The organism is Kocuria salina, assembly GCF_013368965.1.
Lineage (GTDB): Bacteria > Actinomycetota > Actinomycetes > Actinomycetales > Micrococcaceae > Kocuria > Kocuria rosea.
The window spans coordinates 152130-177404 of the sequence record NZ_SSSF01000003.1 but is presented as its reverse complement, the minus strand read 5'-3'; the positions used below and the strand labels follow the sequence as shown (position 1 = coordinate 177404).

The window sequence follows — 25275 nt, the reverse complement described above, 5'->3', positions numbered from 1 at the left end:
GGGATGAGCGACCAACAGCCGGACACCCGGGACCCCGAACAGGGTTCCCGTCACCACGTCTTGCGGATCCCGCACCCGGACCGGGCACCGCCCCGCCACCACGGATCCGTGCCGACCCACGTGAGCGACCTGCGGCGTTCACCAGGAGAGTCACCATGAACATTCTCGACCAGCTCGACGCCAAGTCGCTGCGCAGCGACGTCCCCGACTTCCGGCCGGGCGACACCCTCAACGTGCACGTCAACATCGTCGAGGGCAGCCGCTCCCGCGTCCAGGTCTTCAAGGGCTTCGTCCTCGGCCGCCAGGGCGCCGGCGTGCACGAGACCTTCACCGTCCGCAAGGTCTCCTTCGGCGTGGGCGTGGAGCGCACCTTCCCGGTGCACTCCCCGGTCATCGAGAAGATCGAGGTCGTCACCCGCGGTGACGTCCGCCGCGCGAAGCTCTACTACATGCGCGACCGCCACGGCAAGGCCGCCCGCATCCGCGAGAAGCGCGACAACACCACGGCCAAGTCCTCGAAGTCCGGGAAGGCCGTCAAGTCCGGCAAGTCCGGCAAGTAGGACAGCGCGCGCTTCGGTGTCCACCGGAACCCGCGCACGGGACCCCCGCGCCACCGGGTCCCACGCCGTTCGGCGAGAACGCCAGCCCCGTGCTCGGGGCTGGCGTTCCGTCGTCCTCGCCCTCCTGGCGGCCGTGCTGGTCACGGGTCTGCTGCGCGCCTTCGTGCTGGACGTCTACTGGATCGGGTCGGACTCGATGCAGCCCACGGTCGAACCGGGGGACCGGGTGCTCGTGGGCAAGCTCGTCGACGAGGACGCTCTCGAACGGGGCGACCTCGTGGTCTTCGACGGGCGGGGCAGCTTCGCCCCGCTGCACAGCGACGACCCGTGGCCCGTGCAGGTCCTGCAGACCCTCGGCCGGTGGAGCGGGCTCACCGGCTCGGACAGCGTGTACCTCAAGCGGGTCATCGGCACCCCCGGGGACACCGTCGCCTGCTGCGGTCCCTCCGGCCGCCTCGAGGTCGACGGCGAGGAGATCGTCGAGGACTACGTCCTCGACGGGGACCGGCCCAGCGAGGTCGAGTTCACCGCGGTGGTCCCGGAGGGCAGGCTTTGGCTGATGGGCGACCACCGGTCGGTGTCGGTGGACTCGCGCAGCCTGCTCGGCGCGCCCGGTGGCGGACTGGTCCGAGCGGATAAGGTCATCGGAGAACCCATTGCTGTTCTGTGGCCCCGGGACCGGGCCGGGCAGCTCTGACGCGATCCGCACGGATCCGGATCCGGACGCCCACAGGCGTCCGCCCAGGAAGGACGAGAGCAGTGGCCGACAGGACCCAGCCCGCCGGCGACGGCGTGCCCCAGGAGAACCACGGCGTCCCCGGTGACGCCGCCGTTCCCGTCCCGGCGGCGCCCACCGCCGACGCGGAGCGCGCCACCGCACCCCTCGACGGCGCCGAGGACGGGCAGGACCAGGCGTCGTCGCGCCGCGCGGGCCGGCGCTCCTCCGACCGGCGCTCCCGCAAGAAGCGCCCCGACACCTTCTGGGGCTCGGCGCGGGAGATCCTCCTCGTGCTGGTCTGGGCCGTGCTCATCGCGTTCGTCGTGAAGACCCTGCTGGTGCGGGGGTTCTACATCCCCTCCGGCTCGATGGAGAACACCCTCCAGCTCAACGACCGCATCTTCGTCAACGTGCTCGAGCCCACCTTCGGCCCGCTCGAGCGCGGGGACATCGTGGTCTTCGAGGACGCCAAGGGCTGGCTGCCGGCCCAGCCCGACAGCGGGGGCGGGCCGACCGACGCCGTCTACGACGCCCTGGCCTTCGTCGGCGTGCTGCCCGATCGCACCGACCAGCACCTCATCAAGCGCGTCATCGGGGTCGGGGGCGACACCGTGGCGTGCTGCGACGCCTCGGGGCGGGTCACCGTCAACGGGGAGGCCCTCGAGGAGCAGGACGCGTACCTCCACCCCGGGTCCGCGCCCTCGGAGCTCGAGTTCGAGGTCGAGGTCCCCGAGAACCACTACTTCGTGCTGGGCGACCACCGGGACGCGTCCGCCGACGCCCGGGTGCACCTGGCCGAGATCGCGGACAACGGAGCGTTCATCAGCCACGACGACGTCGTCGGGACCGCGTTCGTCATCGCCTGGCCGCTGGACCGGTTCCAGCTGCTGCAGAACCCGGACGAGGTCTTCGCCGACGTCGCCGACCGGTCCGCCGGTGGCTCCTGAGCCCCGGCCGGGCCGGCGCTCGGCGCCGCCCCGGGGCGGGGCCCCGGGGCTCGTCGTCGAGCGGTCCCTGCAGGAGCCGGACGGGCGCCTCGTCGGCGGGATGGACGAGGTGGGCCGCGGGGCCCTCGCCGGACCCGTCACCGCCGGGCTGGTCGTCCTGCGACCCGGGACCGGGCGCGGGGTCCCCGGGCTGCGGGACAGCAAGCTGCTCACCCCTGCACGGCGCGAAGCGCTCGTCCCCCGCATCCTCGCCTGGTGCGCGGCCGCCGGCGTCGGCCACGCCTCGCCGCAGGAGATCGACGGACTCGGGCTGACGGCCGCGCTGCGCCTGGCCGGACACCGGGCGATCGCGGCCGCGGCGCGGCGGGGGACGCCGCCCGACGTCGTGCTCCTCGACGGCGCGCACGACTGGCTCTCGGGGCCCGGCGCCGGGACGCTCTTCGGCGACCCCCCGCCCGCGGCGGACGGCCTCCCGGTGCACGGGTGGGACGGACAGGTCGTGACCCGCGTCAAGGCCGACCTGACGTGCGCGTCCGTCGCCGCTGCCAGCGTGCTCGCGAAGGTCGAGCGGGACCGGGTCATGGGCGAGCTCTCCGCGGGCTGGCCGCAGTACGGTTGGGACAGCAACAAGGGCTACGGCGCCGTCCGGCACCGCCGCGCCCTCGAGGAGCACGGGACCACGCCGCACCACCGGCTCAGCTGGCGGCTCACGCAGGCGCCGCCCGCGGCCGCGCCGAGCACGATCGGAGACGGGACGACATGAGCGCCGAAGAACTCGAGAACTTCGAGACGGACCTCGAGCTGCAGCTGTACCGCGAGTACCGGGACGTCGCCGGGCTCTTCCAGTTCGTGGTGGAGACGGACCGCCGCTTCTACCTGGCCAACTCGGTCCGGGTCGAGCCGGTCGAGACGAAGACCGGGCTGTACTTCGACGTGGAGCTCAAGGACGCGTGGGTGTGGGACGTCTACCGCTCCGCCCGCTTCGTGAAGCACGTGCACGTCATGAGCTTCAAGGACGTCAACGTGGAGGAGCTCGCCCACGCGGACCCCTTCGCGGTGCCGGGCGCCGCCGGGCCCGTGCCGGAGGGGCCCGCGGCCCCCTGATCCGCCCTGCACACGGTCCCTGGGGCCCCTCGGCGGGGGACCGGCGCGGCGCACGATGAGGGCACCCGACCGGCCGCCGCCGGGACGGCGCCGCCGAGCAGGGAGGTGTCCCGTGTCCGAGGGACTGGGCGCGCGCGGCGAGCTGCTGGCGGCCGCCCACCTCGAGGCGCGGGGGTACCGCGTCCTGGAGCGCAACTGGCGCGCACGGCCCTCCCGGGACGGACTGCGGGGGGAGGCCGACCTCGTCGCGGAGCACGAGGGCTGGGTGGTCGTCGTCGAGGTGAAGACCCGCTCGAGCCTGCGGTACGGGCATCCGTTCGAGTCCATTACGCGGCAGAAGATCGTCCGTCTGCACCGCCTGGCGGCCGCCTGGGCGCGGGCCCACGACCGCGACCCCCGGGTGGTCAGGGTCGATGCCGTTGCAATTACTTTCGCACACGGCGGAGGGCCGGAGATCGAGGTCCTGCGGCAGATCCAATGAGACGCGGCGCGCCCGGGCCCGCGTGACATGCCTCGTGCGACGTGCCAATGTTGAACCGTCGATGATCGGGAGTAACGACGGAGGTGTGCTGTGGTCGCTGCGGGACCGCTCGCCGCTCCACGACGCGCTGCGGCTCTCGCGGCGGCTGTCGCGCTGACCGCCACCGGGTGCGGCGTGCTGAAGGCCCCGGAGCCCGACGCGATCGCGCAGCCGGGCACCGTGATCACCGCGCCCAGCGGTCTCAGCCCGGGCCCGTACGCCCTCACCACCGACGAGGGCGCGGTCATCACCTTCGACCTGCCCACCGTGCCGGCCCCCGACGACGACGTCGAGCAGCTGCGGCGGGACCTGAGCGTGGAGCCGGTGGTCTACGTGGAGCTGCACATCGACAACACCGAGGGCACCCGCACCGTCCAGATCGACGACCTCAAGGTGATCAGCCACGAGGGCGGGCAGTTCCCGTTCGAGCCGGTCGCCGAGGTCCTCTCGGACTGGGACCCCAACCGCTCCGGGGAGGGCGGCTTCTGGGGCGCCGACGGCTCCCCCCTCGACCCGCAGGAGGGCGCCCGGCTCGACGCCCGCACGCACGAGCTGATCGCCCAGTACACCGGCGCCGTCCCGGTCGGCGCCACGGGCCGGGAGCTCATGGTCGGCGACTTCGAGAAGCTGCCGAAGACCTTCGACGACATCGAGCTGTCCCCGTACCCCAACGACCGGTCACAGGACCCCGCCCCGGTCGGGCACGGGCCCGAGCAGCGCCAGTACCGGGCCGGGGTGCCGAAGCCGGCGCCCCGGGAGCGGATCGAGGCGGAACCGGCGCCGGCACCGGCGGCACCCGAACCCGCCCGTCCCGCCGCGCAACCGCCTCGCGTGCCTGCCGCGCCGGTGCCCGCCGAACCCGCACCGGCCCCCGAGCCCGAGCCGGCGGCGCCGCAGCCGCCGGTGGAACCGGCGAACCCCCAGCAGCCGGTGGACCCGGTGATCCCTCCCGTCGTCCCTCCCGTCATGCCTCCCGCGGAGCCGACGCCGGAGCCCACGCCGACGCCCGTTCCCCCGGTCGCGCCACCGCCGGAGGAGACCATGCCTCCCGCCGAGAACCCCGCCAGGGGCGAGGTCGCCACCCCCGGGGCCACCGCCGGCGCCTCGGCCTCGCCCTCGCCGAGCACCTCCAGGCGCTGGAACTGGCCCCCGCGCCCGGAGTCCACGCCGACGCCCGCGCCGTCGGCCTCGACCACCACTCCGTCGCCCGCTCCGTCCCCCACGGCGACACCCACCCCCACGGCCTCCACGGGCGCTCCGTCACCGGCCGCGACGCCCGGGCCGTCACCCTCGCTCCCCAGCGGGGCCGAACTGGCCTGAGCCGGCGGACTTCTCCACCGTCGGGCGGGCGACACCGCCGCGCTCCGCCGGCACGGCACAGTCTGGGAACGAGGAGGTTCCCATGCACCGTCGTCGTCCCCTTCCGTTCCCCGTCCCCGGGCGCCGCCCCCGGGACCCCGTCGCGCCCGCCACCGGGGTGCGCTGATGGGCTTCGCACGCACCTGGGCGGTGGCCCTGGTCGGGCTCGACGGGTCGATGGTGGAGGTCGAGGCGGACATCGGGCAGACCCTGCCCGCCTTCTCCATCGTGGGGCTGCCGGACGCCGCGCTCAACGAGGCGAGGGAACGGCTGCGGGCGGCGGCGCGCAACAGCGGGATGCCCCTGAGCCCGCGCAAGCTCACGGTCAACCTGACCCCCGCGACGCTGCCCAAGCGGGGATCCCTCTTCGACCTCGCCATCGTGATGAGCGCCCTGCAGGCCGCCGGTGACGTGCCCGCAACCGGACGGACCGTCTTCCTGGCCGAACTGGGCCTGGACGGGGCGCTGCGGCCGGTGCGCGGCATCCTGCCGGCGGTCATGGCCGCCGTGCGCGCCGGGCACGAGCGGATCGTCGTCCCGGCGGCCAACGCGGCGGAGGCGGGGCTGGTCCCCGGCGCACGGGTGGAGGGCTTCCGCTGCCTCGCCGACGTGCTCGCCGGCGCCGGGGCCGATCCCGCCGGTCTGTGCCGGCCGGCACCTGCCGGGTCCGTCCCGGGCGGGGCAGCGCCGGGCCTGCCCGGAACGGACGGCGTGGGGACCCACCCCGCACCCCGCGCCGCACCGGATCTCGCCGACGTCGCCGGGCAGACCGACGGGCGCCTGGCCCTGGAGATCGCCGCCGCCGGCGGGCACCACCTGCTCATGGTGGGCCCACCAGGATCCGGCAAGACGATGCTCGCCGAGCGGCTCCCGGGCCTGCTGCCGGACCTCGAGGACGACGCCGCGATGGAGGTGACGGCCGTCCACTCGCTCAACGGGGCCGCCGGGCGGTGCACCGCCCTGATCCGGCGCCCTCCCTTCGAGGCGCCGCACCACACCGCCTCGGCGGCCGCCCTGTTCGGGGGCGGGTCCGGGATCCCGCGCCCCGGTGCCGCCTCCCGGGCGCACCGCGGCGTCCTCTTCCTCGACGAGGCCCCCGAGTTCGACCGCGGGGTCGTCGACGCGCTGCGCCAGCCCCTCGAGAACGGCCGGGTCGTGATCGACCGGTCCACGGCCTCGGCGGTCTATCCGGCCCGCTTCCAGCTGGTCCTCGCGGCGAACCCCTGCCCGTGCGGGCAGGCCGGGGGCCGGGGCGCCGACTGCACGTGCACCCCACGGATGCGCCGCAGCTACTTCGGCAAGCTGAGCGGTCCGCTGCTGGACCGGGTGGACCTGCAGATCGCGGTGCCGAAGGTCTCCTACGGCGAGCTCGCCGCCGGGGCGGGACAGGGGGAGAGCACGGCGGAGGTCGCCGTGCGCGTCGCCCGGGCGCGGGCGGCCCAGGCGGAGCGTCTGCGCGGCCTGGGGCTGCGCACGAACGCCGAGCTCGGGGGCAGCCTCCTGCACGGCGCCCTGCGTCCCCCGCGCCCGGTCACCGCCCCGCTGGAGCGGGCCATGGACCGAGGCTCGCTGACCGCCCGAGGGCACCAGCGGGTGCTCCGGGTCGCCTGGACGCTGGCCGACCTGGAGGGCCGGGGCGTCCCGGTGCTCGACGACGTCGACACCGCGCTGTACTTCCGCTCCCTCGTCCCGGCCTGAGCGCCGCCGCATCCGCCCCGTCCACCCCGTCCCGCCCCGTCCCGCCCGTCCCGCCCCGTCCGGCCCGGTTGGTCCGGTCCGACCCATTCCGTCCAGTCCGACCCGTCCGCGACAGGAAGGCCCGCCATGCACTCCGCCCCGCCCGGCACACGCTCCGGCCACGACCCGCTGCTGCTGGCCCGCGCCGGGCTGTCCCGGCTCGTGGAGCCGACCGACGCCACCGCCATGCTGCTGCTGGCGGCGCTCGGACCGGTCGCCGCGCTCGAGATCGCCACGGGGACGCGCCCCATCGGCGCCGGGGAGCACCCGGTGTTCGTGCGGGCGGCCGCCGAGGCCGGGTACGGTCCCCGGCAGGTCGACCTCCGGCGCGCCCTGGCCCGCTGGGCGCCCCGGGCGGCGGACCTCGACCCCTCCGCCGACCTGGGGATCGCCGCCCGGGCGGGAGCGTGGTTCGCGATCCCCGAGGACCCCGACTGGCCGGCGGCGCTGGCCGACCTGGGCCTGTTCCAGCCGGTGGGCCTGTGGGGCCGCGGCGACCGGCGGCTCCTCGGCTTCCCCGCCGCCCGCTCCGTCGCCGTCGTCGGCTCCCGGGACTGCTCGACCTACGGCCGGCAGGTCGCCCTGGACATCGCCGGCGCCCTGGCCGCCCGCGGCTGGACGGTGGTCTCCGGCGGTGCCCACGGCATCGACCAGGCCGCCCACTCGGCCGCGCTGGCCACCGGCACCGCGCACCCGCCCACGGTGTCGGTCATGGCGTGCGGGATCGACCGCCTCTATCCTCCGGGCAACCACGAGCTGCTCCACCGGGTCGAGGCCGCCGGGCTGCTGCTGGCCGAGGCCGCCCCCGGGTGCACGCCCAGCCGCTACCGCTTCCTCCAGCGCAACCGGATCATCGCAGCCCTCTCCGCCGGCACGGTGGTGGTCGAGGCCCGGTGGCGGTCCGGGGCTCAGAACACGGCCCACCACGCGGACGGGCTCAGCCGCCCGGTGGGCGCGGTGCCCGGCAGCGTCCACGCCGGCACCTCCGCCGGCTGCCACCGGCTGGTGCGGGAGGGCACCGCCGTCCTGGTCACGGACGTCGACGAGTTGCTCGAGCTCGTCCAGCCCCTCGGGACGGCGCCGGCGCCCGACCGCCCCGCCCCGGCCTCCGTCGTCGACGGGCTCTCGGACCGGGACCGCGTGCTCCTCGACGCGCTGCCCCTGAGGGTGCGCAGCCGCCCGGACCACCTGTCCCGCGTCGCCGGCCTGTCCGTCCGCGAGGTGCTGGGCGGGCTGCGCCGGCTCGAGGAGCGCGGCCTGGCGGAGGGGGCGGGGGAGGGGTGGCGCCGCCGCTAGAATCGCCGCATGACCTCCGACGCCGCCCCGCTGCCCACGGCCGTGGTCCGGGCCCTGGAGCGGTACACGGACCACCTGGTGCACGAGCTGGCGCGCAGCCCCCGCACCGTGGACGCCTACACGGGCGACCTCCGTGCCCTCTTCACCTGGCTGCACGCCCGGTACGGGGTCGCCGCGCCGGCCGCCGTGGACCTGGAGATGCTCCGGGCCTGGCTGGCCGCCCGGCACGCCGAGGGGGCGGGCCGCTCGTCCATGGCCCGCTGGACGGCGTCGGTCCGCGGTTTCTTCGGCTGGGCCGCCGGCACCGGCCTGGTGGGCGCCGACCCCAGTCTGCGGCTCGTCGCCCCGCGCCGCCGGCGCCACCTCCCGGACGTCGTGCCCGCCGACGGGATGCGCGAGCTGCTGGACGATCTCGCGGCCCGCTCCACCGAGCCCGGGACCGCGGGGGTGGAGAGCGCGCTCGTCGCCCGGGACCGCGCCCTCCTCGAGCTGCTCTACGCCACCGGTGCGCGGGTGGGCGAGCTCACGGGTGCCGACGTCGACGACGTCGACCGCTCCCGCCGCGTCCTCACGGTGATCGGCAAGGGCGACAAGCAGCGCACGGTGCCCTTCGGCCGCCCCGCCGACGACGCGCTGCAGCTCTGGCTGGCCCGCCGGCCCGTGCTGGCCGCGGCGGGCAGCGGGCCGGCGCTGTTCCTCGGGTCCCGGGGCGGCCGGATCGACGCCCGACAGGTCCGGCGCGTCGTGGAGCGGGAGCTCGGCACCGTCCCCGACACCGCCGCCCGGGGTCCGCACGCCCTGCGCCACTCGGCGGCCACGCACCTCGTGGACGGCGGCGCCGACCTGCGCACGGTGCAGGAGCTGCTGGGGCACGCCTCCGTGGCGACCACCCAGATCTACACGCACGTCTCCGTGGACCGCCTGGGAACCGTCTACCGTCAGGCCCACCCCCGGGCCTGAGGTGCGCCGGGGCGGAGGATCGCGGAGCAACACGGCGTCCCGGGTTGACGCCCGTGGAATGTTTGCAGTTGAATGAGTGGCGTATTGTACTCGACGTCCCGGACACGGCAACACGCTCGGAGCCGGCCGGAACGACGGGTGCGGCACCCGGGCGACCGGACGCCGCGCGGGCCTCGAATCCCCGCGGCGGGACGCGAGCCCGGACAACAGCATCGTCCGGTCGCGGCACGCTCGCCGCGGCCCGACGGGTGGGACCGCTTCCGTGCAGGGCGTTGGGGAAGACGTACCTACACGACGGAGGAACAGGTCATGTCTGCACCCACCACGCGCGGAGTGCTCTACGTGCACTCGGCTCCGCGAGCGCTGTGCCCGCACATCCAGTGGGCGCTGGAGTCGGTCGCGCGCCAGCGCACGGAGCTCGAGTGGACCCAGCAGAACGCCGAGCCCGGTTCCGTGCGCGCCGAGCTGGAGTGGTCCGGACCCGCGGGGACCGGCGCCCTCCTCGCCTCGGCGCTGCGCACGATGGGCCGCCTCCGGTTCGAGGTCACCGAGAACCCGTGCCGCGGCCACGACGGCGCCCGCTGGTCCTTCACCCCCGACCTCGGGATCTTCCACGCGACCACGGACGCCGCCGGCAACATCATGGTCTCCGAGGACCGGATCCGCTACGCCTACGAGACGGCGGCCGGCAACCCGCTGCTCGTCATCAACGAGCTCTCCCTCGCCCTGGGGGAGGCCTGGGACGAGGAGCTCGAGCCCTTCCGGCACGCCGCGGAGGGCGCCCCGGTGCGCTGGCTGCACCGCGTCGGCTGAGCCCCCGCGGCCCCGCCCCGCCTCCGGGGGCACGGGCCCGCAGCGCGCAAGAGGGCCGTCCCGCGATCAGCGGGACGGCCCTCTTCCGTGCGTCCGAACGGTCTGCGCCCGGACGGGCTGCGCCCGACGGCGCGGGCGCGGCGGGCGTGCGCTCAGACGGTGCGGAACGCGGCGACCGCGTTGTGGCCGCCGAAGCCGAAGGAGTTGGACACGGCCACGAAGTCCCCGGAGGGAAGGTCGCGGGCGTCGGTGACGACGTCGAGGTCGATCTCCGGGTCCTGGTTCTCCAGGTTGATGGTGCAGGGCGCGGTGCGGTGGTGGACGGCCAGCACGGTGAGCACGGCCTCGACGGCGCCCGAGCCGCCGAGGATGTGGCCCGTCATCGACTTGGTCGCCGAGACGCACATGTCGTCCACCGCCGAGCCGAACGCCCGGCGCAGGGCGCCGGCCTCGGGGGCGTCGCCCTTGGGCGTGGACGTCGCGTGGGCGTTGACGTGCTTGACGTCGGCCGGACCGAACTCCCCGGTCTCCATGGCCTCCGCGAGGGCGCGGGCCGCCCCGCGGCCCTCCTCGTCGGGCGCGGTGATGTGGTAGGCGTCCGAGGTGAGGCCGGCGCCGGCGAGCTCGGCGTAGATCCGTGCGCCGCGGGCGCGGGCGTGCTCCTCCGACTCGAGGACCACGGCGCCGGCGCCCTCGCCCATCACGAACCCGTCGCGGGCCGTGTCGTAGGGGCGGGAGGCGCGCTCCGGCTCGTCGTTGCGCTTCGACAGCGCCTGCATGGAGGCGAACGCCGCGATGGTCACGGGGTGGATCGCGGACTCGGCGCCGCCCACCACCACGAGGTCCGCCTTGCCGGAGCGGATGAGGTTCATGCCCTGGTAGAAGGCCTCCGTGCCGGAGGCGCACGCGGAGACGGGCGTGATGGACGCGGCCCGGGCCTTGAGGTCCATGCCCACGGCCGCCGCGTTGCCGTTGGGCATCAGCATGGGGACGGTGAGGGGCATGACGCGCCGGGCGCCGCGCTTCTGGAGGGTGTCGTAGGCGTCCAGCAGGGTCCAGACCCCGCCGATGCCGGTGCCGAAGGCCACGGCGAAGCGGTCCGGGTCGACCTCCTCGGAGGTCTCTGCGTTGTTGCCGGAGAAGCCGGCGTCGGCCCACGCCTCGCGGGCGGCGATGACGGACAGCTGCCCGGAGGGGTCCAGACGCTTGGCCTCGACCCGGGAGAGCACCTCGCTGGCGGGGGTCGAGACGGGCGCGGCGATCCGCACGCCCAGATCGTAGGTGTCCACCCAGTCGTGCTCGATGGCTCTGACACCGGAGACGCCCGTGGTGGCGCTGCGCCACAGCTCGGGGACGGTGCCACCGATCGGGGTGGTGGCACCGAGACCGGTGACGACTACTTTGCGGGTCATGACTGCACTTCCTCGTGTCCTGGGGTGATGCGGCGGGCGGCCCGCCCGGTCGCGGGCCGGTGCGGCGCGGCGGATCCTGCGGTCCGCCGCGCCCCGCACCGACCGGCCGGATCAGGCCTGGGCGTTGTCGATGAAGTTGACGGCGTCCTCGACGGTCTTGAGGTTCTTGACCTCTTCGTCGGGGATGGTCACGTCGAACTTCTCCTCGGCGTTGACCACGATGGTCATCATCGAGATGGAGTCGATGTCGAGGTCCTCGGTGAAGGACTTGTCCAGCTGGACGGCCTCGGTCTCGAGGCCGGTCTCCTCGTTGACGATCTCGGCCAGGCCGGTCAGGATTTCCTCTTTGCTCGCCATGGTGGCTTCCTTTCTCTGCGGCTGCCGGAGCAGCCGGTGGTGACGTGCGCCCCGGGCAGGTGCCGGGTGCATCTGTCCCGGTCGGGCCGTGGGCCCGGACCGGGGGACATCGGGTGTGCGGTTCAACCCTACGACGACTCGCAGGGCCCCGCGGCGGCACCGACACGTGAGCAGGACCCCGGGGGCCCGGTCCGCGTGCCGGCGGCGGTCAGGGGAGGACGACGACCTGCGCCCCGTAGACGAGGCCGGCGCCGAAGCCGATCTGCAGCGCCAGCTTCCCGGACAGCTCCGGGTGCTCGGCGAGCAGGCGGTGCGTGGCGAGGGGCACGGACGCGGCGGACGTGTTGCCGGAGTCGGCGATGTCCCGGGCGATGACCACGGACTCGGGGAGCTTGAGCGTCTTGGCCATCTGGTCGATGATCCGCATGTTCGCCTGGTGGGGGATGAAGGCGCTCAGGTCCTCGGGCCGCACCCCGGCCACGTCCATGGCCTCCTGCGCGCGCTTGGCGACCTCCCACGAGGCCCAGCGGAAGACCGTCTGCCCGTCCTGGCGCAGGGTCGGCCAGAGGGTGGCGTCCTCGCGCACCGCGCCGGTCTCCGGGTCGAGGAGGTCGGGGGACTGGGCCCGCTCGCGCCCCTGCTCCACCGCCCGGATGTCGGTGAGCGGGTGGGTCATCCGGATGGCGTCCCACTTGGAGCCGTCGGAGCCCCACACGGACGGGCCGATGCCGGGGGTGTCGGAGGGGCCGATGACCACGGCGCCCGCGCCGTCGCCGAGCAGGAAGGAGATGGAGCGCTCGGTGTTGTCGATGACGTCGGAGAGCTTCTCCACGCCGATGACCAGCACGTAGTCGGCCGCGCCCGAGCGGACGAGCGCGTCGGCCTGGGCGACGCCGTAGCAGTAGCCGGCGCAGGCCGCCGAGATGTCGAAGGCCGGTGCCGGGGTGGCGCCCAGGCGGTCCGCCAGGGCCGCGGCGGCGGACGGGGTGAGGTAGGGGAAGGAGATCGTGGAGACGATGACCGCCCCGAGCTGCGAGGCCTCGATGCCGGCGGCGGCCAGCGCCTCGCGGGCGGCGTGCTCGGACATGTCGAGGACGCTCACGTCCTCGGCGGCGCGGTGCCGGGTCCTGATGCCGGTGCGCTGCTGGATCCACTCGTCCGAGGACTCGATCCACTGGCAGACGTCGTCGTTGGTCACCACCACGTCCGGGCGGTAGACGCCCAGGCCGAGGATCCGGGAGTGCGCGTTGGTCTGTTGCTGCTTCAGGGTCACCACAGGGGTCGTTGCTCCTTCGTGCGGCCGGGCGGGACGGACGGGCCGGCTGGGCGGGGCGGAACGGCTGCTCCGGCCTCGGGACGGGCGGCGCACGAGGTGCGCGCGCGGACGTCAGTCAAGAATACTCCTGGCCTGCTCCAGCTCCGCCGCGGAGTTCACGGCCAGGGCCGGGACGCCCTTCATGCCCCGCTTGGCCAGGCCGACGAGGGTGCCCGCCGGCGGGAGCTCGACGAGCTGCTCGACGCCGCGCTCCAGGAGCGTCCGCGTGCACAGGTCCCAGCGCACGGGCCGGCAGACCTGGGCCACGAGCGACTCGAGGTTGGCGGCGCCGCCGCTCACGGGCTCGCCGTCGGCGTTGGAGAGCAGCGGATGCACGGGGTCGGCGGGCGAGAGCCGGGGGACCAGCTCGTGCAGGGGCTCCAGGGCCGGGGCCATGTGCTCGGTGTGGAAGGCGCCGGCCACCTTGAGGGCGATCACCCGGGCGCGGGCCGGCGGGGCCGCGGCGAGGGCGGTCAGCTGCTCGAGGGTGCCGGCGGCCACGGTCTGCCCGCCCCCGTTGGCGTTGGCGGGCGTCAGGCCCGCGGCCTCGATGGCGGCGAGGACCTCGTCCTCCTTGCCGCCGAGCACGGCACTCATGCCGGTGGGGACGGCGGCGGCCGCCCGGGCCATGGCGTTGGCCCGGGTGCGCACGAAGGCCATGGCGTCGGCCTCGGTGAGGGCGCCGGCCAGGGCGGAGGCGGTGATCTCACCCACCGAGTGCCCCGCGAAGACCAGGTCGTCCCGGCCGGGGCCGATCCGGTCCCCGAGCAGCCGGCCCGCGACGAGGCCCGCGGCCACAATGAGGGGCTGGGCCACCGCGGTGTCCTTGATGGTGTCCTCGTCGGCCTCGGTGCCGTAGTGCACGAGGTCGAGTCCTGCGGCCTCGCCCAGCTCCTCGAGGTGGGCGCGGACGCCGTCGAGGGCGAGCCATTCGGTGAGGAAGCCGGGTTTCTGGGAGCCCTGTCCGGGGCAGACGATCGCGATCACCGCTACAGCTTCGCAAGGATGGGCCCCCGCGCGGTGGCCCGGAGGCCACCAAGCCCGGCGGCGGTGTTTGTAGGGATGCTACAAGACCGGTCCCACGGCGGGGGCGGAGGTGTCGATGGGGGCGCACGAGTCCGCGAGCCGGCCCGCCACGAGGGCGCAGTGCAGCACGAACGCGTCGCGGGGGACCAGGGGGTCCCAGCCGGTGAGGTCGCTGATCCGGCGCAGCCGGTAGCGCACCGTGTTGGCGTGCACGAACAGCTCCCGGGCGGTGGCCTCGAGGGAGTGGCCGACGGAGACGTAGGCGGACAGGGTCTCCACGAGCCCGGTCGCGGAGCGCGTCAGCGGGCGGTAGACCGACTCGATCATCGCCGTGCGCGCGCTCTCGTCCCCGGCCATGGCCCGCTCCGGCCACAGGTCCTCGGAGTGCACCGGGCGGGGCGCCGCGGGCCAGGCCGGCGCCACGGACAGGGCGGCGTGGGCGAGCCGGGCGGAGCGTCCCGCCGCGAAGACCGTGGGGGACTCCGGGCCGTAGGCCACCGGTCCCGGCCCGAACGCGGCGGCGAGCTTCTCGAGGGCGAGGTCCCGGTCGGACAGCCCTCCGAGGATGAGCACGAGCCGGTCGCCCTGGATGGAGACGAGGGAGTCCTGCGCGTGGCGGCCGGCGAGCCTGCGCAGCCGGGCCACGGTGGACGGGCCGGCGGCCTCGGGCGCGGAGCCCGTGAGCACGGTGACCGGGCCCGTCGAGGTCCAGCCCAGGGCCGCGACGCGGGAGCGCAGCGCGTCGGAGTGCTCCCCCCGGAGGATCCCGTCGACCACGAGGGACTCCAGGCGGGCGTCCCACGACCCGCGGTTCTCGGCGGCGCGGGCGTAGACGTCCGCGGCGGCGAAGGCGATCTCCCGCGAGTAGCGCAGCACGGCCTCCCGCAGCGCGGCCTCGTCGTGGTGCTTGGCGAGCTCGGGGACCTTCTCCTCCACGACGTCCACGACGATCCGCAGCAGCTGCAGGGCGTGCTGGAGGGAGATGGAGCGGGTCAGGTCCGTGGGGGCGCCCCGGAAGACCTGGGTGAGCACCCACAGGGGCTCCTCCGGGTCCTCGTACCAGCGCACGAACGAGGAGATGCCCCGCTGGGCCACGAGGCCCAGCTCGGAGCGCTCGTCGGCGCGCAGCTCCTCGAACCAGCCGAGGTCCGTCTCGAGCCGGCGGGTCGCGACCGTGGAGATCGCGCCCAGGTTGGCCTTGAGGTTCTCGAGCGTCCTGGGGTGGGGCGGGGCGACGGGACGGTGCCGGTCGGTGGACCGTCTGCGCGAGGGGCGCAGCCAGCGCGTCGTGGTGTTCCCGTCCTGTCCAGCCATGCCTCCGAGCTTAGAGCACCGGATCGCCGCCCCGGACCCGGGGACGACGACGGCGCCCCGCCCACCCGGACGCGGGTGGGCGGGGCGCCGTGGTGCGCCGGAGGGCTCGGCTCAGGCGTCGCCGCCCGCGTTGCCGGAGGTGCCGGCGGTGACGTCCTTGAGCGAGTACTTCTCGATCGCCTCGCCGGGAGCGCGCCAGTCGACCTCGCCGCGCTTGGCGAGCATCTCCAGGGCACGGACCACCATCGAGTGGGAGTCGATCTTGAAGAACCGGCGGGCGCCGGCGCGGGTGTCCGAGAAGCCGAAGCTGTCGGCGCCCAGGGACGCGAACTCGTTCGGGACGAACTGGCGGATCTTGTCCGGCAGGTCCGCGCTGAAGTCCGAGACGGCCACGACCGGGCCCGTGGCCCCGGCCAGCTGCTGGGCCACGAACGGGGTCCGCGTCCCGTCGCCGGGGTTGAGGAACGCCTCCTTCTCGGCCGCCAGGCCGTCGCGGCGCAGCTCGACCCACGAGGTCACCGACCACACGTCGGCGGAGACGCCCCAGTCCTCGGCGAGCAGCTTCTGCGCCTCGAGCGCCCACGGCACGGCCACGCCGGAGGCGAGCAGCTGCGCCCGGGGCCCCTCGTTCTCGGCGGGCTTGAGCAGGTAGATGCCCTTGAGGATGCCCTCGACGTCGACGTCCTCCGGCTCGGCCGGCTGCTGGTACGGCTCGTTGTAGACCGTCACGTAGTACATGACGTTGTGGTCCTCGTCGCCCGTGCCGTACATGTGCTCGAGGCCGCGCCGGACGATGTGGGCGATCTCGTAGCCGTACGCGGGGTCGTAGTGGATGACCGCCGGGTTGGTCGCGGCCAGCAGCGGCGAGTGGCCGTCGGCGTGCTGGAGGCCCTCACCGGTGAGCGTGGTGCGCCCGGCGGTGGCCCCGATGATGAACCCGCGGGTCATCTGGTCGGCGGCGGCCCAGAAGGAGTCGCCGGTGCGCTGGAAGCCGAACATCGAGTAGAAGATGTAGACCGGCACCATGGGCTCGCCGTGGGTGGCGTAGGCGGTGCCCGCGGCGGTGAACGCCGCCACGGAGCCGGCCTCGTTGATCCCCGCGTGCAGGATCTGGCCCTGCGGGGACTCCTTGTAGGCCAGCATCAGCTCGCGGTCCACGGAGAGGTAGTTCTGCCCGTTGGGGTTGTAGATCTTCGCCGTGGGGAAGAACGAGTCCATGCCGAAGGTGCGGGCCTCGTCGGGGACGATGGGCACGATCCGGTGGCCGAACTCCTTCTCCCGCAGGAGGTCCTTCAGGATGCGCACGAAGGCCATGGTGGTGGCGGCCATCTGCTTGCCGGAGCCCTTCTTCGCGGACTTGTACGCGGCGTCCGTGGGCAGCGCGATCTCCTGCTGCTCGTGCGGGCGGTCGGGGACGAAGCCGCCGAGCTCCTTGCGGCGCTCCAGCAGGTACTTGACCTCCGGCGAGTCCTTGCCGGGGTGGTAGTAGGGCGCGCCGTAGAGGTCGCTCTCCAGCTCCTCGTCCGAGATGGGGATGCGCAGGTGGTCGCGGAAGGCCTTGAGGTCCTCCAGGGTCAGCTTCTTCATCTGGTGGGTCGCGTTGCGCGCCTCGAAGTGGCTGCCCAGGCCGTAGCCCTTCACGCCCTGCGCCAGGATCACGGTCGGCTGGCCCTCGTGCTCGGTCGCGGCCTTGTAGGCGGCGTAGACCTTGTGGTAGTCGTGGGCGCCGCGCTTGAGCTCCCAGATCTCGTCGTCGGTCATGTCCGCGACGAGCTCCTTGGTGGCCGGGGACTTGCCGAAGAAGTGGTCGCGGATGAACCCGCCGGACTCGGCCTTGTAGGTCTGGAAGTCGCCGTCGAGGGTCTCGTTCATGATCCGGACGAGCTCGCCGTCCTCGTCCTTGGCGAGCAGCTCGTCCCACTCGCGGCCCCACAGCACCTTGACCACGTTCCAGCCGGCGCCGCGGAAGAAGGCCTCGAGCTCCTGGACGATCTTGCCGTTGCCGCGCACCGGCCCGTCCAGGCGCTGCAGGTTGCAGTTGACGACGAACGTGAGGTTGTCGAGCTTGTCGTTGGCGGCCAGCTGCAGCAGGCCGCGCGACTCCGGCTCGTCCATCTCACCGTCGCCGAGGAACGCCCACACGTGCTGCTCGGAGGTGTCCTTGATCCCGCGGTTGTGCAGGTAGCGGTTGAACTGCGCCTGGTAGATCGCGTTCATCGGACCGATGCCCATGGACACGGTCGGGAACTGCCAGAAGCCGGGCATGGAGCGGGGGTGCGGGTAGGAGGGCAGCCCGTTCGGGGCCTTCGTCTTCTCCTGCCGGAACCCGTCCAGCTGCTCCTCGGTGAGCCGGCCCTCGAGATAGGCGCGCGCGTAGTTGCCGGGAGCCGAGTGGCCCTGCCAGAACACCTGGTCGCCGCCGCCGGGGTGCTCCGGGCCGCGGAAGAAGTGGTTGAGGCCCACCTCGTAGAGGGTCGCCACACCGGCGTAGGAGGAGATGTGACCGCCCACGCCGATCTCCGGGCGCTGGGCCCGGTGCACCATCACGGCGGCGTTCCAGCGCAGGAACGCACGGTAGCGCCGCTCGATCTCCTCGTCGCCCGGGAACTCCGGCTCCTGGTCCACCGGGATCGAGTTCACGTAGTCCGTGGTGGTGACCATCGGCACGCCCACGCTCTTCGCACCGGCGTGCTGGAGGAGGGCGCGCATGATGTACTGCGCCCGTTCCGTGCCCTGCGTCTCGATCAGGCCCTCGAAGGACTCGATCCACTCCCGGGTCTCCTCGGTGTCGGAGTCCTTCAGGTTGTTGGTCAAGCCACTGAGGATGTGGTGGTTGCTGGATGAAGGCACGTTCAACCTCTCTTCGTCGAGTTGCCCGACGGATCCCGGGCGGATGCGCGCGCGAGGGCGCGGCCGGGACGTCCGACAGTCTCAAAAATACCCGTTGCCCGTTCCGCTGTCCGAACGCCACCCGGAACGGGCGGACGTCCGGGAACCGGGCCCGTCGTGCGGATCGCGCCGCCGGGGCCGCCTCGGGCGTACGGGGTGTCTGTGGGGACCATGCTTCCACACCCGGGGCGGGCCGTCACACGGCGTGCCAGCCCACGCGTCACCCCCATGATTCGGAGGCGCTCACCGTGCGGGAGCTTGAAAGAGTCCCTGATCCGGTGTTGTCTGGACGGTGAAGCCGGTATCCGGCCCGCCACCGTGCCCCCGCGGTCCGCCGACGGGCAGGCGGAGCCCAGCACCGGTACGCAGTGCGTGGTCGTCGTTCGTCGGCCCGATCCCAGAAGGAGCAAGAACAGTGAGCGAGGCCAAGACCACCGCGGGTGACGCGGTAGTCCAGCTCGGTTTCAAGGATGGCGACTACATCCAGGAGTTCGGATACGACGAGGACGTCGACCTCGACCTGAGGGACGGCATCGAGGAAGTGATCGGGTCGGACCTGCTGGACGAGGACGACCAGGAGGTCGTCGACGCGGTGCTCCTCTGGTTCCGCGAGGGTGACGGTGATCTCGTCGACACGCTGGTGGACGTCACCACCACCCTGGACGAGGGCGGCGTGGTGTGGGTGCTGACCCCCAAGGCGGGCCGCGACGGCTACGTGCCGCCCGCGGAGGTCCAGGAGGCCGCGCCCACGGCGGGCCTGCACGTGACCACGACCGCCCGCGTCAGCGCGGACTGGGCCGCGACCCGGCTCATGCCCAAGCGCAACGTCTGACCGGGCGTCCCGGACCCCAGCGGAGGAGACCACGCATGCTCGAGATCGGCGCGCCCGCCCCGGACTTCACCCTCAAGAACCAGTTCGGCGAGCCGGTGACCCTGAGCGCCCTCCGCGGCCGCCCCGTGGCGATCGTGTTCTACCCGTTCGCGTTCTCCGGGGTCTGCACCGGCGAGCTGTGCCGGCTCCAGGACAGCCTCTCCGTGTTCGACGACGCCGGGGTGAAGCTGCTCGCGGTGTCCGTGGACTCGAAGTACACGCTGCGGGCGTTCGCGCGGGAGGAGTCCTTCGACTTCGACCTGCTGTCCGACTTCTGGCCCCACGGGGAGGTGGCCCAGCGCTACGGGGTGTTCGACCCGGTGGCCGGTCTGGCGGAGCGGGCCACCTTCGTGCTGGACGCGCAGGGCGTCGTCGTCGACGCCTTCCGGTCGGAGCGCGGCACGCCGCGGGAGCTCGAGGCCTACCGCACCGCCCTCACCAGGCTGCACGGCTGAGCCCGGCCGGCCCGGTCCCCCGCGAGCAGCGATGCCCACCGTCCGCGCCGGCTACGGCGCCCCCGTGCACCCCGACCAGTTCCCGGACCCCGACGCCGCCGGGCTCGAGGCGGGCCTGGCCGGGGCGGCCGCGCTGCTGGGCGGTCGGCGGACCGCCGTCCTGACGGGCGCGGGCATCAGCACGGAGTCCGGGATCCCGGACTACCGCGGCCCCGGCTCCACTCCCCGCACCCCCATGACCTTCGACGAGTTCATGGGCAGCGCCGCCATGCGCAGCCACTACTGGGCGCGCAACCAGTACGGGTGGCGCCACCTGGCACGGGCCCGGCCCAACGCCGGGCACGCGGCCCTGGCCCGGCTCGAGGAGACGGGGTCCGTCACGGGCGTGGTCACCCAGAACATCGACCGCCTGCACCAGGCCGCGGGGTCCCTCAACGTCGTGGACCTGCACGGGCGCTACACGCAGGTCGGGTGCATGCGCTGCGCCACCCGCATCCCCCGGGCGGTGCTCTCCGACCTGTTCGACGAGCTCAACCCCGGCTTCTACGACTCGATCTCGTCCCCGGACGACATCGACTTCGCCCCGGACGCGGACGCGGTGGTGCCGCGCACGGCCGGGTTCCGGGTGCCGGACTGCCCGGTCTGCGGCGGGGTCCTGAAGCCCGACGTCGTGTTCTTCGGGGAGAACGCGCCCCGGCACCGGGTGCTGCGCGCGCTGCGCATGGTGGACGCCGCCGACGCCCTGCTGGTCGTGGGCTCGTCCCTGACCGTGAACTCGGGGCGCCGCTTCGTCCGGCACGCGGTGCGCGCCGACGTGCCCGTGGTGATCGTCAACCACGGGCGCACCCGGGGGGACGCCGCGGCGCGGCTGAAGGTCGACGCGTCCGCGACCGCCTTCCTGGTGGGGCTCGAGCAGCGACTCGCCCGGCCGTAGGGCGGACCGCGAATATGGCGAACGTCACGCCGGGCCGGGCCCGCACCCGGTCGGCACCGATGCGCCCCGGCGGGTAGCCTGTTCGGGAACCGGGTGCCGGCGGTTGCGAAAACCGCCCACCCGGTTGTCAGGGTCTTTAGCTCAGCTGGTAGAGCGCCACGTTTACACCGTGGATGTCATCGGTTCGATCCCGGTAGGACCCACCACGAGCTGGTCGGCACCGCCCGCGGGAGCCGGCGCGGAGCGCGGTCAGCGGAAGTAAACCTGTTTGTTCCCGGGCCGGGTGCACAGGACCACGATGCTGCCTGTGCGATCGGCCTTCCGGGCCCGCGCCGCGTAGCTGGAGGCCGTGCCCCCGCACAGCCGCGACGCCCCCTCGGTGACCTGGGCGATCGTCGCCTCATCGAGCACCACTTTGGTGCCGAGGACCAGGTCGACACTGCCCTCGGCGGCCGCCGCAGGTGCGAGCCCGGCGCCCGACCACAGTGCGGCACCGGCCACGGCCACCGTCAGTGCGCTCTTCCACGCGTCCATCCCGGCCCCCCGGCTCGTCGTGTTCCAGCACTAATGTAAATGTAGGAGCCTCCGGGGGCGAACGGAGATTGTGACGGGGCTCGTTTTCCGGATGTCGCCGTCGGCCCTCCCAGGCCCTCCTTCCCTTGGGGATCGCGGCAACAAGTGCGCACCGGACGGAGCGCCCTCCCGGAGTTTGTAGGCTGGGGGCATGGCAGCAGAACAGAAAGCTCAGATCGGGGTCACCGGCCTCGCGGTCATGGGCGCGAACCTCGCCCGCAACTTCGCCCGGCACGGTTACACCGTCGCCCTCCACAACCGCTCCGTCGAGAAGACCGACGCCCTGCTCGACGCCCACGGCGACGAGGGGACGTTCATCCGCACGGAGACCCTCCAGGAACTCGTGGACGCCCTCGAGACCCCCCGCCGCATCCTCGTGATGGTCAAGGCCGGCGCCCCCGTGGACGCCGTCATCGAGCAGCTCGTGCCGCTGCTCGAGAAGGACGACATCATCATCGACGGCGGCAACTCCTACTTCCAGGACACCCGGCGCCGCGAGCGCGAGCTCGCCGAGAAGGGCCTGGACTTCGTGGGCATCGGCGTCTCGGGCGGTGAGGAGGGCGCCCTGCTCGGGCCCTCCATCATGCCCGGCGGACCCCGCAAGTCCTACGACTCCCTCGGCCCCCTCCTCGAGGACATCGCCGCCAAGGCGGAGGACGGCACGCCGTGCTGCGCCTGGATCGACACGGACGGCGCCGGCCACTTCGTGAAGATGGTGCACAACGGCATCGAGTACGCCGACATGCAGGTCATCGGCGAGGCGCACGAGCTGCTGCGCTCCGTCGCCGGGCTCGAGCCGGCCGAGCAGGCCGACGTCTTCGAGCAGTGGAACCGCACCGAGCTGGCCTCCTACCTCATCGAGATCACCGCGCACGTGCTGCGCCAGGTCGACGCCCGCACCGACCAGCCCCTCATCGACGTGATCGTGGACGCCGCGGGGCAGAAGGGCACCGGCCGCTGGACCGTCCAGGAGGCCCTCGAGCTCGGCTCCCCGGTCACCGCGATCGCCGAGTCCGTCTTCGCCCGGGCGCTGTCCTCCGCCGAGCCGGAGATGCGCCTCGAGGCGCAGCGCGTGCTGCCCGCCGGCATCGGCGGCACCACCGAGGACGTCGTGCACGACCCCGAGTTCGTGGAGGACGTGCGCAAGGCCCTCTACGCCTCGAAGCTGGTCAGCTACGCCCAGGGACTCGACATGCTCACCATGGCCGGCCGGGAGTACGGCTGGGACCTGGACCTCGCGACCATCGCCGGCCTGTGGCGGGAGGGCTGCATCATCCGGGCGGAGCTGCTCGAGGTCATCATGGAGGCGTACAAGGGGGACAAGCAGCCGCTGAACCTGCTGTTCGCCCCGGAGTTCGTCGCCGCCGTCGAGGAGGCCCTGCCGTCCTGGCGGCGCGTCGTGGCCCGAGCCGTGGAGCGCGGCATCCCCGCGCCGGTGTTCGCCACCACGCTGAACTACTACGACTCGCTGCGCCGGCCCCGGCTCAACGCGGCCCTGACGCAGGGTCTGCGCGACTTCTTCGGCGCCCACACCTACCGGCGCACCGACGACGCCGAGGGCACCTACCACACCCTGTGGAGCGGGGACCGCTCCGAGGTCGTCTCCTGACCCGGACCCCGCCCGACGACGCCGGCCGGCCGTCCCCGTCCCGGGGGCGGCCGGCCGGCGTCGCAGCGGGGCAGGGTCAGATCCACATCGCAGGGTCGATGTAGCTGGAGGGGTCCACGAGGGGCTGCTGCTTCTCGGGGGTGCGCGGGCGGACCTTGCCGGGGATCCCGGTCACGATCGAGTCCTCCGGCACGTCCTTGACCACCACGGCGTTGGCGCCCACGGCGGAGTCGGCGCCGATCTCCACGGGGCCCAGGATCTTCGCCCCGGCGCCGATCACCACGCGGTCGCCCACGGTGGGGTGCCGCTTGACCTTCTCCAGGGAGCGCCCGCCCAGGGTCACCCCGTGGTAGATCATCACGTCCTCGCCGATCTCCGCGGTCTCCCCGATGACCACGCCCATGCCGTGGTCGATGAAGAAGCGGCGCCCGATGGTCGCCCCCGGGTGGATCTCGACGCCCGTGAGGAAGCGGCCGAGCTGGGAGACCGTGCGGGCCAGCAGCCGCCGGTCGGGTTGCTGCCACAGCCGGTGGGACAGGCGGTGGACCCAGATGGCGTGCAGACCCGAGTAGTTGAGGGCGATCTCCACCCTGGACCGCGCGGCCGGGTCGTGCGTCCGGGCCGTCTGCAGGTCCTCGGCGAGTCTGCTCCAAAAACTCACGGTCTTCCTCTGTTCTTCCGGGGGCGGGGGTCCTGGCCCGCCGGGACGGCGGGACGTGCTGGGGCGCGGACGGGAACGACCCGCCCACCACCGGGAGCAACGTCACCGGCAGGCGGCGCTATTCCCGGCGGGGACGGGTCGTGGTCAGTGGCGCGGCTCAGCCCCGGATGTCCTCGTAGAGCAGGGTGGAGATGTAGCGCTCGCCGAAGTCGCACACGATGGCGACGATCAGCTTGTCCCGGTTCTCCTCCTTGGCCGCCTCCTGGAGGGCGGCCCACACGATGGCGCCCGAGGAGATCCCGCCGAGGATGCCCTCCTTGGTGCCGAGCTCGCGGGCGACCCGCACGGAGTCCTCGACCGTCACGTCGTAGACGTCGTCGTAGATCTCGCGGTCCAGGATGTCGGGGATGAAGTTCGCGCCGAGGCCCTGGATCTTGTGCGGACCGGCCTTGCCCTCGGTGAGCAGGGGCGAGTCGGCGGGCTCGACGACGACGAGGCGCACGTCCGGCTTCTGCTCGCGCAGGTAGCGGCCCGCACCCGTGATGGTGCCGCCGGTGCCCACTCCGGAGATGAACACGTCGACCTGGCCGTCGGTGTCCTCCCAGATCTCCGGGCCCGTGGTCGCGTAGTGGATGGCCGGGTTGGCCTCGTTGGCGAACTGGCTGGCGAGGACCGCGTTGTCGGTCGTGTCGACGATCTCCTGGGCCTTCTCGACGGCGCCGCGCATGCCCTCCGCACCCGGGGTGAGCACGATCTGGGCGCCGTAGGCGCGGAGCATGACCCGACGCTCCGTGGACATGGTCTCCGGCATGGTCAGGATGACCTTGTAGCCGCGGGCGGCGCCGACCATGGCCAGCGCGATGCCGGTGTTCCCGGAGGTGCCCTCGACGATCGTGCCGCCCGGCTTCAGCTGGCCGGACTTCTCGGCTGCGTCGATGATGGCCACGCCGATCCGGTCCTTGACGGAGTTCGCCGGGTTGTAGAACTCCAGCTTCACGGCGACGTTGCCGGGCAGGCCCTCGTCGAGCCGGTTGAGGTGGACGAGCGGGGTGCGGCCCACGATCTCGGTGACGTCGTTGTAGATCTTCGGCATGTGCGTACCTCGGTTTCTGCGTGGTCGGTTCTCTGTCGGATCTGGGTGCTGCTCGGGTCGTGCTGCGGCCGCCGGCGCTCTGGGGGGCCCGCGGCGGCGCGGTCCTAGCTCAGCCTAGCCAGGCCCCGCAAGCGCTACTACGCGGTAAGCCACGCGGAGTAACGTTTCCGGACCTTCGCCAGCTTGGGGTTGATGATCACCTGGCAGTAGCCGTTCCAGGGCTGCGCGGCGTAGAAGTCCTGGTGCTCGGGCTCCGCCTCCCAGAACGGGCCCAGCGGCTCCAGCGTCGTGACGATCGGCTGGTCCCACGCCGGCTGCGTGCGGCGGATCGACTGCTCGAACAGGTCCCGCTGGGCCTCGTCGGCCCAGAACATGGCGGACCGGTACTGGGTGCCCACGTCGTAGCCCTGCCGGTTGAGGGTGGTCGGGTCGTGACCGGTGAAGAACAGGTCCAGGATCACGTCCGCCGGCACCACCGACGGGTCGAAGGTCACGGCGACCGCCTCCGCGTGGCCGGTCGTGCCCGTGCACACCGCGTAGTAGTCGGCGCGCCCGGGGTCGCCGCCGGTGTAGCCGGAGACCACGGAGGTGACGCCCCGGGTGATCCGGTAGACCGCGTCGAGGCACCAGAAGCACCCGCCCGCGAGCACGAACGTCTCGGTCGCGGCGGGCTCCGCCGCGGCGGGGCGGGGATCGGGGGCGGGACGTGCGTCGTCGTCGTGCGCGGAGTAGGCCATGACCCGTACAACACC

The 25275-nt window shown here is 73.4% G+C and carries 25 protein-coding genes and 1 tRNA gene; 16 read left to right on the top strand and 10 right to left on the bottom strand.

Going from position 1 to position 25275, the window contains the following annotated elements:
- Positions 1 to 155 precede the first annotated feature (155 nt).
- The 11 genes from rplS (at position 156) to E7Z53_RS07525 (ending at position 10014) form a co-directional block, all read left to right on the top strand.
- Positions 156 to 560, top strand: a complete 405-nt coding sequence (gene rplS / locus E7Z53_RS07575) for a 50S ribosomal protein L19 (protein ID WP_017833754.1) — start codon at positions 156 to 158, stop codon at positions 558 to 560.
- A gap of 16 nt (positions 561 to 576) precedes the next feature.
- Positions 577 to 1257, top strand: a complete 681-nt coding sequence (lepB, locus tag E7Z53_RS07570; RefSeq protein ID WP_017833753.1) for a signal peptidase I — start codon at positions 577 to 579, stop codon at positions 1255 to 1257.
- Positions 1258 to 1319: 62 nt separating this feature from the next.
- Entirely contained in the window at positions 1320 to 2225 is a 906-nt protein-coding gene (gene lepB / locus E7Z53_RS20255; protein WP_232035286.1) for a signal peptidase I, read from the top strand.
- Positions 2215 to 2988 (top strand): ribonuclease HII, encoded by a 774-nt coding sequence (locus tag E7Z53_RS07560; protein ID WP_176337504.1) that lies wholly within the window; start codon positions 2215 to 2217, stop codon positions 2986 to 2988. Before lepB (E7Z53_RS20255) ends, E7Z53_RS07560 begins: the two co-directional genes overlap by 11 nt.
- Positions 2985 to 3329: a DUF2469 domain-containing protein gene (locus E7Z53_RS07555; protein ID WP_176337503.1), complete on the top strand. Its 345-nt coding sequence runs from the start codon at positions 2985 to 2987 to the stop codon at positions 3327 to 3329. The genes E7Z53_RS07560 and E7Z53_RS07555 overlap by 4 nt, the downstream gene beginning before the upstream one ends.
- A 112-nt stretch (positions 3330 to 3441) precedes the next feature.
- The gene (locus E7Z53_RS07550) at positions 3442 to 3810 is read left to right on the top strand and encodes a YraN family protein (RefSeq protein ID WP_017833749.1); all 369 of its coding nucleotides are present in this window, start codon (positions 3442 to 3444) and stop codon (positions 3808 to 3810) included.
- Between the two features lie 174 nt (positions 3811 to 3984).
- Entirely contained in the window at positions 3985 to 5169 is a 1185-nt protein-coding gene (locus E7Z53_RS07545; RefSeq protein ID WP_176337502.1) for a hypothetical protein, read from the top strand.
- A 165-nt stretch (positions 5170 to 5334) separates the two neighbouring features.
- On the top strand, positions 5335 to 6906 hold the full coding sequence (locus tag E7Z53_RS07540) for a YifB family Mg chelatase-like AAA ATPase (protein WP_109222452.1): 1572 nt from the start codon (positions 5335 to 5337) through the stop codon (positions 6904 to 6906).
- 126 nt (positions 6907 to 7032) lie between these two features.
- A complete protein-coding gene (gene dprA, locus E7Z53_RS07535; protein ID WP_176337501.1) occupies positions 7033 to 8241 on the top strand; it encodes a DNA-processing protein DprA in 1209 nt (402 codons plus the stop codon).
- Positions 8242 to 8250: 9 nt separating this feature from the next.
- Positions 8251 to 9201 (top strand): tyrosine recombinase XerC, encoded by a 951-nt coding sequence (locus E7Z53_RS07530; RefSeq protein ID WP_176337500.1) that lies wholly within the window; start codon positions 8251 to 8253, stop codon positions 9199 to 9201.
- A gap of 309 nt (positions 9202 to 9510) precedes the next feature.
- Entirely contained in the window at positions 9511 to 10014 is a 504-nt protein-coding gene (locus E7Z53_RS07525) for a DUF3145 domain-containing protein (protein WP_031283140.1), read from the top strand.
- A gap of 152 nt (positions 10015 to 10166) precedes the next feature.
- Here E7Z53_RS07525 and E7Z53_RS07520 read toward each other — a convergent pair whose 3' ends face one another.
- From E7Z53_RS07520 to aceE, 6 genes are all read right to left on the bottom strand, one after another.
- Complete coding sequence (locus E7Z53_RS07520; RefSeq protein WP_017833743.1) at positions 10167 to 11426, bottom strand: beta-ketoacyl-[acyl-carrier-protein] synthase family protein; 1260 nt, start codon at positions 11424 to 11426, stop codon at positions 10167 to 10169.
- A gap of 111 nt (positions 11427 to 11537) precedes the next feature.
- The gene (locus tag E7Z53_RS07515) at positions 11538 to 11783 is read right to left on the bottom strand and encodes an acyl carrier protein (RefSeq protein WP_017833742.1); all 246 of its coding nucleotides are present in this window, start codon (positions 11781 to 11783) and stop codon (positions 11538 to 11540) included.
- 208 nt (positions 11784 to 11991) lie between these two features.
- Positions 11992 to 13059 carry a beta-ketoacyl-ACP synthase III gene (locus E7Z53_RS07510; protein ID WP_035929841.1) on the bottom strand — a complete coding sequence of 356 codons (1068 nt, stop codon included), beginning with the start codon at positions 13057 to 13059 and terminating at the stop codon, positions 11992 to 11994.
- A 111-nt stretch (positions 13060 to 13170) separates the two neighbouring features.
- Entirely contained in the window at positions 13171 to 14085 is a 915-nt protein-coding gene (locus E7Z53_RS07505; RefSeq protein ID WP_035929846.1) for an ACP S-malonyltransferase, read from the bottom strand.
- Positions 14086 to 14163: 78 nt separating this feature from the next.
- Positions 14164 to 15438 (bottom strand): PucR family transcriptional regulator, encoded by a 1275-nt coding sequence (locus tag E7Z53_RS07500; RefSeq protein WP_176337499.1) that lies wholly within the window; start codon positions 15436 to 15438, stop codon positions 14164 to 14166.
- Between the two features lie 111 nt (positions 15439 to 15549).
- The gene (aceE, locus tag E7Z53_RS07495; RefSeq protein WP_176337498.1) at positions 15550 to 18288 is read right to left on the bottom strand and encodes a pyruvate dehydrogenase (acetyl-transferring), homodimeric type; all 2739 of its coding nucleotides are present in this window, start codon (positions 18286 to 18288) and stop codon (positions 15550 to 15552) included.
- A 454-nt stretch (positions 18289 to 18742) separates the two neighbouring features.
- On the opposite strand from aceE, the gene E7Z53_RS07490 reads away from it, so the two are divergent.
- The 4 genes from E7Z53_RS07490 (at position 18743) to E7Z53_RS07475 (ending at position 20793) form a co-directional block, all read left to right on the top strand.
- Positions 18743 to 19159 (top strand): DUF3052 domain-containing protein, encoded by a 417-nt coding sequence (locus E7Z53_RS07490; protein WP_017833737.1) that lies wholly within the window; start codon positions 18743 to 18745, stop codon positions 19157 to 19159.
- A gap of 35 nt (positions 19160 to 19194) precedes the next feature.
- Complete coding sequence (locus E7Z53_RS07485; RefSeq protein ID WP_176337497.1) at positions 19195 to 19653, top strand: peroxiredoxin; 459 nt, start codon at positions 19195 to 19197, stop codon at positions 19651 to 19653.
- A gap of 31 nt (positions 19654 to 19684) precedes the next feature.
- Positions 19685 to 20587 (top strand): NAD-dependent protein deacetylase, encoded by a 903-nt coding sequence (locus E7Z53_RS07480; RefSeq protein ID WP_035929858.1) that lies wholly within the window; start codon positions 19685 to 19687, stop codon positions 20585 to 20587.
- A gap of 130 nt (positions 20588 to 20717) precedes the next feature.
- A tRNA-Val gene (locus E7Z53_RS07475) sits at positions 20718 to 20793 on the top strand.
- Between the two features lie 43 nt (positions 20794 to 20836).
- Here E7Z53_RS07475 and E7Z53_RS07470 read toward each other — a convergent pair.
- On the bottom strand, positions 20837 to 21121 hold the full coding sequence (locus E7Z53_RS07470; RefSeq protein WP_017833734.1) for a hypothetical protein: 285 nt from the start codon (positions 21119 to 21121) through the stop codon (positions 20837 to 20839).
- A gap of 190 nt (positions 21122 to 21311) precedes the next feature.
- On the opposite strand from E7Z53_RS07470, the gene gndA reads away from it, so the two are divergent.
- The gene (gene gndA, locus E7Z53_RS07465) at positions 21312 to 22769 is read left to right on the top strand and encodes an NADP-dependent phosphogluconate dehydrogenase (RefSeq protein WP_031283136.1); all 1458 of its coding nucleotides are present in this window, start codon (positions 21312 to 21314) and stop codon (positions 22767 to 22769) included.
- A gap of 76 nt (positions 22770 to 22845) precedes the next feature.
- Here gndA and epsC read toward each other — a convergent pair whose 3' ends face one another.
- From epsC to msrA, 3 genes are all read right to left on the bottom strand, one after another.
- Positions 22846 to 23430 carry a serine O-acetyltransferase EpsC gene (epsC, locus tag E7Z53_RS07460; protein ID WP_035929867.1) on the bottom strand — a complete coding sequence of 195 codons (585 nt, stop codon included), beginning with the start codon at positions 23428 to 23430 and terminating at the stop codon, positions 22846 to 22848.
- A 157-nt stretch (positions 23431 to 23587) separates the two neighbouring features.
- Positions 23588 to 24523 carry a cysteine synthase A gene (gene cysK, locus E7Z53_RS07455; protein ID WP_017833731.1) on the bottom strand — a complete coding sequence of 312 codons (936 nt, stop codon included), beginning with the start codon at positions 24521 to 24523 and terminating at the stop codon, positions 23588 to 23590.
- Positions 24524 to 24660: 137 nt separating this feature from the next.
- Complete coding sequence (gene msrA / locus E7Z53_RS07450; protein ID WP_217905559.1) at positions 24661 to 25260, bottom strand: peptide-methionine (S)-S-oxide reductase MsrA; 600 nt, start codon at positions 25258 to 25260, stop codon at positions 24661 to 24663.
- Positions 25261 to 25275: the final 15 nt, after the last annotated feature.